The sequence below is a fragment of the Streptomyces sp. CA-111067 genome, from assembly GCF_050956065.1.
Lineage (GTDB): Bacteria > Actinomycetota > Actinomycetes > Streptomycetales > Streptomycetaceae > Actinacidiphila.
Map to the genome: position 1 here is coordinate 4,635,685 of NZ_CP192103.1, position 13,406 is coordinate 4,649,090.

Genomic DNA, 13,406 nt, shown 5'->3' on the forward strand with positions numbered 1-13,406 from the left:
CTCCGTACGGCGGCCGTCCGCATCGGGCAGCGGGTCAGGCAGCAGCGTCAGGCGCGGGCCGGCGGGGGCCTACTCCACGTCCACCCAGTCGAGCGTGCGCTCGACCGCCTTCTTCCAGCCCTTCACGCCGGCCGCGCGCTGCTCGTCGTCCCACTGCGGCTCCCAGCGGCGCGACTCGTTCCAGTGCGCGCGCAGCTCGTCGGTGTCGCGCCAGAAGCCGGTGGCCAGGCCCGCCGCGTAGGCGGCGCCGAGCGCGGTGGTCTCGGCGACGACCGGGCGGCTGACCGGGACGCCCAGGACGTCCGCCTGGGTCTGCATGCACAGCTCGTTGGCGGTCACGCCGCCGTCGACCTTGAGCACCTCCAGGTGCACCCCGGAGTCCTTCTCCATCGCCTCGACCACGTCACGGCTCTGGTAGCACATCGACTCCAGCGTGGCCCGCGCGATGTGCCCGTTGGTGTGGAAGCGGGCCAGGCCGACGATCGCGCCGCGGGCGTCGGAGCGCCAGTAGGGCGCGAACAGGCCGGAGAAGGCCGGCACGAAGTAGATGCCGTCGGAGCTGTCCACCGTCTTCGCCAGCCGCTCGCTCTCGGCGGCGTCGGAGATCAGGTGCAGCTGGTCGCGCAGCCACTGGACGGCCGAGCCGGTGACGGCGATCGACCCTTCGAGCGCGTAGACGGCCGGCGCGTCACCGAACTTGTAGGCCACGGTGGTGAGCAGGCCGTGCTCCGAACGCACCAGGTCCGTGCCGGTGTTGAGCAGCAGGAAGTTGCCGGTGCCGTAGGTGTTCTTCGCCTCGCCGGGCGCGAAGCAGACCTGTCCGACGGTGGCGGCCTGCTGGTCGCCGAGCACGCCGGTGATCGGCACCGGGGCGCTGAGCGGCCGCGAGGTGCGGGTGGTGCCGTACGCCTCGGCGTGCGAGGACGGGTTGATCTTCGGCAGCATCGCCCGCGGGATGTCGAAGATCTGCAGCAGCTCGTCGTCCCAGTCCAGCGTCTCCAGGTCCATCAGCATGGTGCGGCTGGCGTTGGTGACGTCGGTGGCGTGGATGCCGCCGTTGGGGCCGCCGGTGAGGTTCCACAGCACCCACGAGTCGGTGGTGCCGAACAGCGCGTTGCCCTGCTCGGCGGCCTCGCGCAGCCCGTCGATGTTCTCCAGCATCCACTTGATCTTGCCGCCGGAGAAGTACGTGGCCGGCGGCAGGCCGGCCTTGCGGCGGATCGTGTCGCCGTGCCCGTCGCGCTCAAGTGCCTTGGCGATGGAGTCCGTTCGGGTGTCCTGCCAGACGATGGCGTTGCCGTACGGGCGGCCGGTGCGCGGGTCCCAGACGACGGCGGTCTCGCGCTGGTTGGTGATGCCGATCGCCGCGAGGTCGGTCGCCGATATGCCGAGGGTGCGGACGGCCGTCTGCATGGCGACGTTCGTACGCTCCCAGATCTCCACCGGGTCGTGCTCGACCCAGCCGGGACGCGGCAGGTACTGGGTGTGCTCCAGTTGGTGCTTGGCCACTTCGTTGCCGTCGTGGTCGAAGATCATGAAGCGGCTGCTGGTGGTCCCCTGGTCCACCGCGCCGACGAAGTCCGCCATGAATCGCTGCCTTTCGTGGGTGGTGCGTGAACGTACGGTGCCCTTCGGGCTGTTCGGCCCGCCGGGTCAGTGCTCGCTGGCGGACTCGGCGACCGGCTCGCGGCCGGGGGGCTCCGGCGCCGCGCCGGGCAGGAAGCGGCTCACGAACAGCTTGTAGAAGACGCCGCCGACCAGGCCGCCGACCAGCGGGCCGGCGATCGGCACCCAGAAGTACAGGTTCCCCCACTGGTCCCGCCATGCCGACTTGTAGCCGGTGATGTACTGGGCGAGCCGCGGGCCGAGGTCACGGGCCGGGTTGATCGCATAACCGGCGTTGGCGCCGTAGGCCATGCCGATCGCGACCACGATGAGGCCGATGATGAACGGGGCCAGGTTGGCGCCGGGCGGGTTGTTCAGCGCGTCGGTGATCGCCAGGATCAGGATCAGCAGGATCGCGGTGCCGATCACCTGGTCGCGGAACGCGCCCCACTCGTGCACGCCGGCGGTCAGCGAGCCGTTGCCGGGCAGCGTGGAGAACACGAACTGGCTCTTGAGGGTGTGGCCGGGGTCGAACTTGGCCAGGATCTCGGTGTAGTTCCAGCGCACCACCAGGGCGGCGGCGAACGCGCCGGCCACCTGCGCCACCATGTAGGGGGCGACCTTCTTCCAGGAGAAGCCCTTGAAGACCGCCAGCGTGAGGGTCACCGCCGGGTTGAGGTGCGCGCCGCTCAGCCGGGCGGCGACGTAGACACCCAGGGTGACGCCGAGGCCCCAGGCCCAGGCGATGCTGTCGTGGTCACCCAGGCCGCCCTGGGGGTCGGTCAGGCCGCCACCGGCGACCACCTGGGCCACCACGGCAAGGCCGATCAGGATGAGGATCATCGTCCCGGCGAACTCCGCCGCCAACTCGCCGGCCAGTCCTGATCCGGATCCGCGTGCACGTGTCGGCATCAATTCCCGCTTTCCGCCGGCCGTGCGTCGGCCGGCTGTGGCTAGTCCTGCGCCTGCGCTGCTCCTCGTACTCCTTCTCACCGAAACACGGGTCGCCTGCCGTGGCCCATGGGGCTACGCCGTCCGGCTGACGAGTGCTTCTACTCTGCGCGTGTGCCCCAGATACGGCCAGACCCGCGCGCCGGTTCGTACAAACCCGCCCTCCGGCGCACACCGCGTGCGCCGGGCGCATTCGCGGAGCCGCCGCCCGGCTGCCGCGCCCCCGGAGCCGTGCGGCACACTCTGCATATACGCGCGGGGGTCCTGGGCGGGCGAGAGCCCGTCGAGCGGGTCCCCCGCAGGGGCGGGAATCGGGAAACGAGGGAATTTACGTGATCATCTTCGGCACCAGACGCTACCTGTACCAATTGGCCATGCTCACCCTGGTCTGCGGCCGGTGCGGGAATCCCGCCGCGCACACATTGCGTAAGCGCGTCACGAAATTCACCCTTTTCTTCGTGCCGCTGTTCCCGATGAGCACGAAGTTCTCCACGCAGTGCACCTTCTGCGGGGTCGAGCAGCAACTGCCCAAGGAGCAGGCACTGCAACTCCAGGCGCAGGCCGCCGGCGCCCCGGCCGCCCCGCAGGGCCCCGGCCAGCAGGCACCGCAGCAGCCGGCCGGCCAGCAGGACCAGGGCCAGAACCCGTTCCGGCAGGGCTGACGCTAGAGGGTCTTCCGGGCCGGCAGCGGGTCCTGTGCCACCACGATCACCAGGTCCCGCGTGCCGAGCCGTACCGGCTGCCGCTTGTCCGGATTGAGCCGCACCCCGAACGACGGCCCGGTGGCGGCCTGTTCGTGCAGCCGGTAGCCGATCGCGCACTGCCGCTGCCGGCGGGCCGACTCCACCACGGTCGCGAAGCCGACCTCGCGGCCGGGCACCACGTAGTCGGTGGCCGGCTTGAGGTGGATCTCGTTGCCCTCGGCGGTGAACAGGTCGTCGAACAGCTCGGCCAGGTGCCGGTTCTGCGAGATCTGGGTCATCAGCAGGCTGATCAGCCGGCCGCTGACGATGAAGTCGGCGTCCGCCCGGAACGGGGCGAGCAGCCGGTTGCGGTCGTCGGTCAGCTCGGTGACGACGGACAGCTCGCGGCCGGTGGTCTGCTCCAGGGCCCGCAGGTGCAGCAGGGTCGTCAGGGTGGCGAGGTCGGTGCCGGCCGGGTCGCGGACGGCTTGTTCGCGGTCTGCCGGGCCGCCTGACCCCGGCGGGTCGTGGCCGAGCACGATCACCGCGTCGTACGAGGGCACGTCCAGGCCGTCCAGCGTGCCGGGACGCGCGGGGTCGCCGTCCAGGAAGCGCACCCGCAGCCGCTCGGTGGCCGGCAGCGTGCCGGCCGCGCCGGCGTCACTGGCGCCGTCCCCGTTGCCGTATCCGGCCAGCACGTCCAGCCGGGAGCCGGCGCCCACGTAGGCGTCGAGCAGGGCGGCGACCATCGGCGCCCGACGGTTCCAGCCGAGCAGCAACAGCCGTTCGGTATACGGCGGACGGGGCTGCGGGCCGGTGATCGCGGACTCGTCCACCACCAGCGGCTCACCGGCCGGGACCGCCGAGTCGTCGTCCCGGGTGATCACCACGAGCCGGTCGCCGGCCCGGATCACCCTGCGCGGCGGCGGGTTGAGCTCCACACCCCCGTCGGCCCGCACCAGGCCGACCACCGACGACGTCGCGTACGCCAGCAGGGCGTCGCCGAACTCCCGCCCGACCAGGGACGGTTCGCTGACGGTGTGGAACTCGTCGCCCGCGAAGCTCAGCAACTCCGCGTAGACCAGGGACAGTCCGGGGCGCCGCGCGGTCTGCGCGATCAGCCGGGCGGTGATCGTGTCGATGTCCAGGACGTGCGCGCCGGGCCCGGCGGCGAGGGACGCGGCCAGGTGGTGCCGGGCCTCGCGGACCGCGGCGACCACGACGGTGCGGTTCCGGTCCGGCGCGGCGGCGGCCAGCGCCAGCAGCGTCTTCACCACCAGCGCGTCGCCGCCCGCCCCGGGATCGGCGGTGTCCGCGCCGTGCGAGAGCACCAGGACGGCGTCGGCGGTGTGCGGGCTGACCCGGGCGAGCAGCGCGGGGTCGGTGACCGAGCCGTTGCGGCAGATGACCCGGGTGGTCCTGGTCCGGCCGACCTTGGTGTGGATCTCGTCCTCCATCCCCACCTTGTCGTTGGGCGACAGGATGGCGACCACCGCGCGGCGCCGGCCCGCGTTCGCGACCACCAGCTCGGAGACGACCGGGAAGACCTGGTCGGACCAGCCGAGCAGCACGGTGTGCCGCTCCTCGATGACGGTGGAGCGGCCGAGCCGCAGCGCCGCCAGCCGCCGGTCGAAACCGGCCGTGAGCAGGCTGACCAGGGTGGACACGAACAGCAGCGTGACCAGGGCGAGCAGCACCGACAGCAGCACGTACACCGGCGGCCCGACCGCGCCGCCCAGCCGCAGGGTGCCGCCGACCTCCCGCCACACGGCGGCGAGTTGGGCCCGGCGGCCGTCCGGGGTGCCGGTCTCGGACCAGACCAGTCCGGCGCTCGCCGGGAGCACCACCAGCAGGCACAGCAGCGTCAGCCAGCCGACCAGCGCGGTGGTGCCGTGGCCGAGCACGTTGTCGAACCGGTAGCGCAGCCGGTACCGCAGCCGCGGCCGGGCGTCGGTCTTGCGCGCTGCCATCCCAGAGCCCCCCGAGCGACGGTCAGGAGCTCACGCTAAGCGTCCGGCGGCGGCTTCCGGCCTGGTCGGGGCGGCTGCCACCCCATCGCGTGAGCGCTCGATCCAACGTCCTGTGCGGGCGCGGGGTTTGACGAGTGGGGGCCGGACGCACGCCGGGCCCGGCGGAAGGTTTCTCCGCCGGGCCCGGGGTGCTGGTGCGGTACTACCGCCGTGTCGCTGTCATCAGGCAGGACCTCAGAGGACGAGCCTCAGAGGAACGACCTCAGGTAGGACGCGGTCGGGGTGCCTACGCCGGTCGCGGAGTCGAATCCGTGGACGGCGTTGAGCGAGGTGTCCTGGCCGAAGGCCGCGAGCCGTACGGTCAGTGCGCCGTTGACGACGCCGAAGTCGGCGACGTTGCTCAGCGGCGCCTTGTGCTGCTGAGCCTGCTGGTCCACCACGTCCCTGAACTGGTGCAGGAACGAGCCCGCGTAGATCAGCGGGTTGGCGAACCCGGGCGCGTGGTGCATGGCCTGCATCTTGTCGGCCTGCACCGCGGCGAACTCCGGCGACGACACGCTGGTGCCGCCGTAGCCGGCCTCGCTGTAGTCCGCGCCGTCGGAGATGCCGACGAGCACCGAGGTGTACAGGTCGCCGACCATGGAGACGTCAGGCGTGACGCGCTTGGCGCTGCCCGTGTGCTGGCCGGTCATCAGGGTGTGCGACACCGAGCTGGGCACGGTGCCGACCTGGTAGAACGGCTGCGAGAAGTCCTCGCTGGTGCCGCCGCCACCGCCGAAGTAGAACGGGGCGGGGACCGGCGGGGTCCAGCTCTTGCCGTCCGCCGACAGGTTGGAGCGCAGGGTGCCCATGTCGGTCTCGAAGCCGTACGAGCCGCTCTTGTCGCCCAGGCCCAGCGCGGTGCCGCCGACCGAGGTCACCCACGGGTCGGAGTCGGGCCAGTTGGCCTGCGCGCGGGAGGTGTCGGCCTGGCAGTTGACGCCGGTCGCGGCGGCCGTCGGGCTGCTGTCACCGCAGTCGCCCGCGGAGAAGCCGATGCCGATGCCCTTGACCGCGGCCTCCTTGAAGACCTGCTCGTAGGCGGCGATCTCCGAGGCCGTGATGTCGAGGTTGTCCGTGGTGTGCATGATCTCGCCCCACGAGTTGGAGACGACATCGGCGAGGTGGTTGTCCACGATCGTGCTGATCGCGCCCAACAGGTCGTCGTCGGTGCAGGAGTTGGCACCGACGTAGACGACCTTGGCGTCAGGGGCGAGCCCGTGCGCCATCTCGACGTCGAGCGCCTCCTCCGGCGCCCAGCCCTCGGGGCCGCCGCACAGGTCCTGGCTGTTCCACTGCGACGGGTCGACGACCTCGCTGTACTGGCCCGGCTTGAACGCCTTGTCACCGTGGTTGGTGGCGTAGGTGTTGGCGTCGGACTCCATGGTGGAGCTGCCGTACGCGTCCACGATGGCGATCGTGGCGCCCTTGCCGGTCAGACCGGAGGCGGTGATGCCGTACGCCTTGCGCAGCTGCGAGGGGTAGAACGAGCACTGGTCGAACGGCACCGCGCCCTTGGTGTAGCCCTCGGGCGCGCCCTTGGCGAGCTTCTGGCCGTAGTAGTCCGAGCAGGTCGCCGTGGTCGGCAGGCCGCTGTCGGGCTTCTTGTGGTTCGAACCGGCCTGCGTGGCCGGGGTGTTGACCCTGATGCTGTCCGGCTTGGCGACATTGCCGCCGGCCGAGGACAGGCCGCTGACACCGAGGATCGCCGACGACACGGAGGCCGGCACGGTGACGTTGCGGGCCGGCGCGTGGCGCAGCGCGCCCTGCACGCGGTACTGGTGGATACCGGTGCCGAACGCCTTGGTGAGCGCGGAGTTGGTGCCCTTGACGGTGATCGCGTGCTGGGTGGTCTTCAGCACCTTCAGCCCGGAGTCGTGGGCCCACTTCTGTACGGCCGAGATCTGCGCCTTGGTGGCGCCGAACCTGGCCTGGTAGTCGGCCGCGCTCAGGTACTTGCCGTAGCTCGCGCTGTGCGGGTCGGAGACGGCGGTGGCGTACGCGGTGAGCCCCGCGGCGTCCTGGCCGGCCAGGTAGACGGTTCCGGTGATCTCGGTGGAGGCCGACACGGAACCGGCGTCGGTGGAAGCGGTGGCCCAGTCAGGGTGGCTTCCGCTGATGGTCTTCGCGGCACCGGCCGGGCTCGACGCCTGCGACGGGATGGCGAGCATCAGGGAGCCGCCGACCATGGCCAGGGATGCGGCCGCGACGACGGCTGTGCGGGCCCGCGAGACGCGGGGCATTCGTATGGTGGAAATGACTACTCCAGGCATCGGTAGAAGGCGAGCTGGTGGTGAGGGTTATGCCATGCGTTGGCCTGTAGTGTGCACGCCACACATAGTTCGCGGAATAGCCATTAGTGCTGAGAGCTGCGGCTTTACCGAATGCAGAAGATAAAGCTGTCAGATATCTGCCCAGAAGCGGGCGATATCGGAGTGTTCCGGCAATGCCCCGACAACAGGGGCGACTTACCCGGGCGGGATCGGGCAGGTCGGGTCGGGCGGCGGCGCGGCTGAGGCGGCCGGGGCCGGCGTGGAGGGCGCCGCGCACTTGCAAGTGCGTACTTCCGGCCGCGCGTGACCGGGCCGACAGTGGAGGCGTACTCCTCCACCAACCCCCGGACCTGGGAGGTCCTCATGCTCCGGCCCGCTGCGCGCGCCCGGATCGCCGTCGGCGACACCACCGTCACCTACCTGCCCGACGGCGTCGGCTGGGCGCTGCCCGAGGCGTTCTTCCCCGGCAGCGACTGGTCCCGCTACGCCGACCAGCTGGACGAACGCGGACGCTTCCCGGTCAGCATCGGATCGTTTCTGATCAGGACCGGCGGCCGGTCGATCCTGGTCGATCTGGGCCTGGGCGCCGTCGACTTCTCCATCCCGAACGCCGTGTGGTTCACCGGCGGCGGGCTGCCGGCCGCGCTGGCCGCCGAGGGGCTGACCCCGGCCGCGATCGACACCGTCGTCTTCACCCATCTGCACCACGACCACGTCGGCTGGACCAGCGACGTGGCCCCGTCCCCCGGCGTGCCGGCCGGCACGGTGGCGCGCGGCCTGACCTTCCCCGTCGCCCGGCACCTGGTGACCGAGGCCGAGTGGCAGCACTGGACGGCGGCGCCCGGCTTCCCCGGCCCCGATGACGCCGCCGTGCTGCAACCGCTGCGGGAGGTCGTGGAGTTCGTGGCGGACGGCGACGAGATCGCGCCTGGCGTACGGGTGCTGGCCACGCCCGGCCACACCCCCGGCCACATCAGCCTGTCGGTCACCGACCCCGCCGGCGCGGGTGACGACGGCCCGCGGGTGCTGGTGCTCGGCGACGTCATGCACTGCCGGGTCCAGGTCGCCGAGAGCGGCTGGACGTTCCGCTTCGACGTCGATCCCGTGCAGGGTTCGGCCACCAGGGAGCGGCTGCTGAAGGAGCTGGAAGACGGCCGGACGGTGCTGGCCGGCGGCCACTTCGCGGACCACGTCTTCGGCCGGGTGCTGCCGCCGCGCTCCCTGCGGGCCTGGCAGGACGGCCGCTCGGGTGCGCGGCGAACCACGGAGTGGTGAGGCGCGGAGGCTTCCGCGTGCGGGACGGGGCGCCGGTCGGCGGTGTGCGGCGGCCTGAGCCTGCCGGGGGTGTGCGGCGGTCTGAGCCGGTCGGTAGCGTGCCGGGTATGCCGACGTCTCGCAGTCACCGTCCGCGGCCCGGGTCTCCTGGGCGGGTGCCGACTCTGCTGCCCGACGGCCGCCCCGCGGACGTCTACAGCGCGATGTGCCCGTCCCGCGCCGCCCTCGACCGGATCGCGGACAAGTGGACCGCGCTGATCGTCGGGGCGCTGGCCGACGGCACCCTCCGTTACGCCGAACTGCGCCGCACGGTCGAGGGCATCAGCGAGAAGATGCTCACCCAGACCCTGCGCAGCCTGGAGCGCGACGGCCTGGTCGTCCGGCACGAGCAGCCCACCGTCCCGCCGCAGGTCGCCTACGGCCTCACCCCGCTCGGCCGCACGCTGGACGAGCCGCTGTCCGCCGTCAGGCAGTGGGCAGAGCGGCACATCAACGACGTCAACGCGGCCCGCGTGCGGTACGACGAGCCGCCGCCGGCCGGCTGACCGCCGGACCCGTCCTAGCCCGCCGGGCGGTCGCCGTGGGTGATCCGCCCGTCGAGCGCGGTGAGCACCACCCGGTGCGCGAACTCGCGCCCGGTGAAAGGGGAGTTGGCGGACCGGCTCTGCCAGCCGTCCGGCCCTGCCTGCCAGCGCTCCGCGCGGACCAGGCAGAAGGTCGCGGGACCGCCCGCGGTGACGGGCCGGCCGGCGAGGCCGGGGATGCCGCCGATGGCGGCCGGGCGGACCGACATCACGCGGGCGACCGCCGCCCAGTCCACCGCGCCCGAGGCCGGATCGGCGAACACCTCGGCCACCACCGGCAGCGCCGTCTCCAGCGAGGTCAGCCCGAAGGCGGCGGCCTGCCACGAGCAGGTCTTGGTACGGGCCGGGTGCGGTGCGTGGTCGGTGGCGACCAGGTCGATCGTGCCGTCGCGCAGCGCCGCGCGGACCGCGGTCACGTCCTCGGCGGACCGCAGCGGCGGGTTGACCTTGAGCGCCGGGCCGCGGCGGGCGGCGGTCTCGTCGGTGAGCAGCAGGTGGTGCGGGGTGACCTCGGCGGTGACCGGCAGCCCGTCCCGCTTGGCGCTCCTGACCAGGGCGACCGCCCCGGCCGTCGACACATGGCAGATGTGCAGCCGGCCGCCGGTGGCCGCGGCCAGCGCCAGGTCCCGGCCGATCACGGCCTCTTCGCCTGCGGCCGGCCAGCCGGGCACGCCGAGCCCGGCGGCGACGGGCGCGTTGACGACACCGTCGCGCACGATGGACGCGCTCTGCGCGTGCTGCGCGAAGGCCGTGCCCTGCCGGGCCATCGCGGTCAGCAACTCCAGCACCAGCCCGGCGTCGTCCACGCAGCGCCCGTCGTCGGAGAACAGCGTGACGCCCTCGGCGGCCAGCGCGGCCACGTCCACCGCCTCCTTCCCGGCCAGGCCGACGGTGGCGGCGCCGACCGGATGCACCCGTACCCGTACGCCGGCCGCCAACTGCCGTAGCGCCCGCACCCGTTCGGGGGTGTCGGTGACCGGGGAGGTGTTGGCCATCGCGAACACGTCGGTGAAGCCGCCGGCCGCGGCGGCGCGCCCGCCGCTCTCCAGGGTCTCGGCCTCCTCGCCGCCGGGTTCGCGCAGATGCGTGTGCAGGTCGACGAGGCCCGGCAGCAGGACGCCGCCGTCCGCGGTGCCGGCCGGCCGGATCTCGGCGATCGTGCCGTCGTCCGCGACGACGACGTCCCAGCCGCCGTCCCGTCCCGCGATGCCGACTCCGCGCAGCGTCCAGGCGGCCGGCGGGCCCGCCGCGGGGGTCACCGGGTGGTCCCGTCGAGCCTGCGCAGCGTTTCGAGCAGCGCGTGCACGCCCGGGGTGATCTGGTCGGTGGGGGTGAACTCGTCGGGTACGTGGCTGAGTCCGTCCCGGCTCGGCACGAACAGCAGTCCCGCAGCGATCACATGGCCGATCTGCTGCACGTCGTGGCTCGCGCCGCTCGGCAGCACCCGGTAGGGCAGGCCGAGTTCGGTGCACGCGGCGCGGGACTCCGCGGCCACCCAGCCGGGCAGGATCACCGGCGAGGTGTCCGCCATGACCTCCGTCACCAGCTCCACCCCGCGCGCCCGCGCCAGCGACTCGAAGTCGCGGGCCAGCGCCCTGGCGGTGTCCCGCTGCCGTACGGAGTCCACGTCCCGCACGTCGACGGTGAACTCGACCGCGCCCGGCACCGTGGTGATCGAACCGGGCTCGACGCCGAGCCGGCCGACCGTGACCCGCACCCCGCGGTGCGCGGGGTCCCTGGCCAGCCGGTCGCCGAGCAGGACGCACTCGGACGCCGTCACCAGCGCGTCCCGCCGCAGGTGCATCGGGGTGCCGCCGGAGTGGGTGGCGCGGCCCTCGACCCGCACCCGGAGCCGGGTGCTGCCGGAGATCACGTCCACCACGCCGAGCGGCAGGCCCTGCGAGCGCAGCACCTCGCCCTGCTCGATGTGCAGTTCGACGAACGCGAACCAGTCGTCGGGCCGCCAACGCGAGCCGTCCACCAGGTCGGGGCGCAGCCCGACGGCGGCCATCGCGGCGGCCATCGTCACGCCGTCCCGGTCGGTGAGGCCGGCCAGGTCGGCGGCGCGGGTCAGCCCGGCGGCCATCCTGCTGCCGTTGCACGCCTGCCCGAACCGCGCGCCCTCCTCGGCGGCGAACGCCACGAAGCGCCACGGGCGGCGGTGCGGGACCGCCTGCCTGACCATGATCTCGGCGACCTCCATGGCCGCGACGACGCCCACGATGCCGTCGAAGCCGCCGCCTTGCGGGACGGTGTCCAGATGCGATCCGGTGCCGACCGCGGGGAGCCCGCCGGGCCCGGATGCGGCCTGGTCGGGCGGGAGTTCGGCGACGGTGTTGCCGGCGTGGTCGGTGCTGACGGTCAGGCCGAGCCCGGCCATGTGCGCGGCGAAGACGGCGTGCGCGTCGCGTTCCAGCGGGCTGTAGGCGAGGCGGGTGCAGCCCGGGCCGCCGGGTTCGGTGAGCGCGGCGAACGCGGCGAGGTGGGCGTCGATCCGGCCGGCGTCGACGGGGGAGGCGGCGGTGGTCGCGGTGGTCATGCTTCCGCCCCGGACGCGGCGCCGCCGATCGCGACCGGTGGCGCGGTCAGCGAGCAGACGGCGACGACCTCGCCGCCGTGCCCGGTGACGGTCCGGATCAACGGAGTGAGATCGGGGGCGGGTTCACCGCCGAGGCTGATCACGACCGTCCGCTCCCCGGGCAGCACGTCCTCGACCACCAGCCGCCCGAGATCGGCCACGACGACCCGCCGCGGCACACCGAGCGTACGAGCGACGACATGCGCGAGCAGCACCTCCCGGGTGTCATCCCAACTGACCACGGCCTGAGCACCGAACTCCCCGGCGGCCTCGGCCAGTTCGGCCCCGGCCCGCTCGACGCTCGCGGGGTCGTCCGCGAACGGAGCCCCCGGGGAGGCGGATCGGGGGAGCGGTGCCTGTGCACGGGACATGACGTTCTCCTGTCGGGTCGATTCCGGCTCGGGGGCGACGCCGGCCACCACGAAGCGGCCTGCGGCCCGCACGACGAGAGCGGACCGCCGCCTGAACGCGGCCTCGCCCGGCCCCGGTTGGGGTTGATCGCGCGTCGCGCGATCGGGCGTGGTGGGCGTCGGCACGTAGGCCGGTTGCCCGGCACCGGCGGCCCCTTCGCGCTGCGCGCGGCCGGGTGCCGGTGGCTCTGCGGGGACGACGCCCCCGACGGGCCCCGGCGCGGTGGGTGGTTGGCGGGGCGCGGGGAGGCTGCCGCTGCTGGGTTGCGACTCGTCGCGCTGCGCGCGGCTGGACGCGTCGGGTTCCGTGCCCGCGAGAGGCGTAGGCACGGCGGCCGGCCGGCCGGGGACGTCCGCGACGATCACCGCCGCCGTGTGCGAGAGCGCTCCCGCCGCGCGCACAACGGGCAACGCGGCGGCGGCCATTGCCGCGTCCACCGCCAGGACGACGACCGTTTCGCCGGGGTGGATCACGCCGAGGTCCGGCGCGCCGGGGGTGAACGCGGCGAAGGGCAGGCCCGTTTCCAGCGAGACGGCCGCGCCGAGGGCCTGCGCCCCGGGGCCCACGGCCACCAACCGGTCAGCGGTGGCCGGCACTTCCGCGGCGAGTCCGGCGGCGATCCGCCGCAGCAACGACGCCCGGTCCAGCCATCCCGTGCCGCTGCCCCCGTCGAGCCCCGCCGCCGTGAGATCCCCCGCCAACTCTCCGGCCACGACCTCCGCATCCCGTACGAGCCCATCCAACCCCGGGGCAAGGGGAGTTGCACCGCGGGAACCAGAGCCTGGGCTGTCCGGCGTCTGGCCGTCGGCCGCCGGGCTGCCCGCGCCGAGGCCGCAGTCGTCCGGCGTTCCGCCGTCGACCACCGGGCTGCCGGGGGCGGCCGCGCCCGGGCCTGGGCCGTCCGGCGTCTGGCCGTCGGCCGCCGGGCTGTCCGCGCCGAGGCCGGAGCTGTCCGGCGTTCCGCCGTCGACCACCGGGCTGCCGGGGGCGGCCGCGCCCGGGCCTGGGCCGTCCGGCGTCCCGCCGTCGACCACCGG

At 73.4% G+C, this 13,406-nt stretch carries 10 protein-coding genes; 3 read left to right on the plus strand and 7 right to left on the minus strand.

What is annotated here, in order from left to right:
- Positions 1-69: 69 nt before the first annotated feature.
- A complete protein-coding gene (gene glpK / locus ACQPW6_RS20230; RefSeq protein ID WP_433891058.1) occupies positions 70-1,587 on the minus strand; it encodes a glycerol kinase GlpK in 1,518 nt (505 codons plus the stop codon).
- A 66-nt stretch (positions 1,588-1,653) separates the two neighbouring features.
- A complete protein-coding gene (locus tag ACQPW6_RS20235; protein WP_433891059.1) occupies positions 1,654-2,517 on the minus strand; it encodes an MIP/aquaporin family protein in 864 nt (287 codons plus the stop codon).
- Between the two features lie 371 nt (positions 2,518-2,888).
- Here ACQPW6_RS20235 and ACQPW6_RS20240 point away from each other — a divergent pair, with 371 nt between their 5' ends.
- Positions 2,889-3,218 (plus strand): zinc-ribbon domain-containing protein, encoded by a 330-nt coding sequence (locus ACQPW6_RS20240; RefSeq protein ID WP_433891060.1) that lies wholly within the window; start codon positions 2,889-2,891, stop codon positions 3,216-3,218.
- 2 nt (positions 3,219-3,220) lie between these two features.
- Here ACQPW6_RS20240 and ACQPW6_RS20245 read toward each other — a convergent pair whose 3' ends face one another.
- A complete protein-coding gene (locus ACQPW6_RS20245) occupies positions 3,221-5,209 on the minus strand; it encodes a CASTOR/POLLUX-related putative ion channel (RefSeq protein WP_433891061.1) in 1,989 nt (662 codons plus the stop codon).
- A 248-nt stretch (positions 5,210-5,457) separates the two neighbouring features.
- Positions 5,458-7,491: a S53 family peptidase gene (locus tag ACQPW6_RS20250; RefSeq protein ID WP_433891062.1), complete on the minus strand. Its 2,034-nt coding sequence runs from the start codon at positions 7,489-7,491 to the stop codon at positions 5,458-5,460.
- A gap of 393 nt (positions 7,492-7,884) precedes the next feature.
- On the opposite strand from ACQPW6_RS20250, the gene ACQPW6_RS20255 reads away from it, so the two are divergent.
- Positions 7,885-8,796: an MBL fold metallo-hydrolase gene (locus ACQPW6_RS20255; RefSeq protein WP_433891063.1), complete on the plus strand. Its 912-nt coding sequence runs from the start codon at positions 7,885-7,887 to the stop codon at positions 8,794-8,796.
- A 155-nt stretch (positions 8,797-8,951) separates the two neighbouring features.
- Entirely contained in the window at positions 8,952-9,341 is a 390-nt protein-coding gene (locus ACQPW6_RS20260) for a winged helix-turn-helix transcriptional regulator (protein WP_433891064.1), read from the plus strand.
- Positions 9,342-9,355: 14 nt separating this feature from the next.
- On the opposite strand, the gene ACQPW6_RS20265 is transcribed toward ACQPW6_RS20260, so the two are convergent.
- From ACQPW6_RS20265 to ACQPW6_RS20275, 3 genes are read right to left on the minus strand one after another with little or no spacing between them, the layout of a single operon-like run.
- Positions 9,356-10,639: a dihydroorotase gene (locus ACQPW6_RS20265; RefSeq protein ID WP_433891065.1), complete on the minus strand. Its 1,284-nt coding sequence runs from the start codon at positions 10,637-10,639 to the stop codon at positions 9,356-9,358.
- Positions 10,636-11,919: a Zn-dependent hydrolase gene (locus tag ACQPW6_RS20270; RefSeq protein WP_433891066.1), complete on the minus strand. Its 1,284-nt coding sequence runs from the start codon at positions 11,917-11,919 to the stop codon at positions 10,636-10,638. The genes ACQPW6_RS20265 and ACQPW6_RS20270 overlap by 4 nt, the downstream gene beginning before the upstream one ends.
- Positions 11,916-13,403, minus strand: a complete 1,488-nt coding sequence (locus ACQPW6_RS20275) for a hypothetical protein (protein ID WP_433891067.1) — start codon at positions 13,401-13,403, stop codon at positions 11,916-11,918. Before ACQPW6_RS20275 ends, ACQPW6_RS20270 begins: the two co-directional genes overlap by 4 nt.
- Between the last annotated feature and the right edge of the window lie 3 nt (positions 13,404-13,406).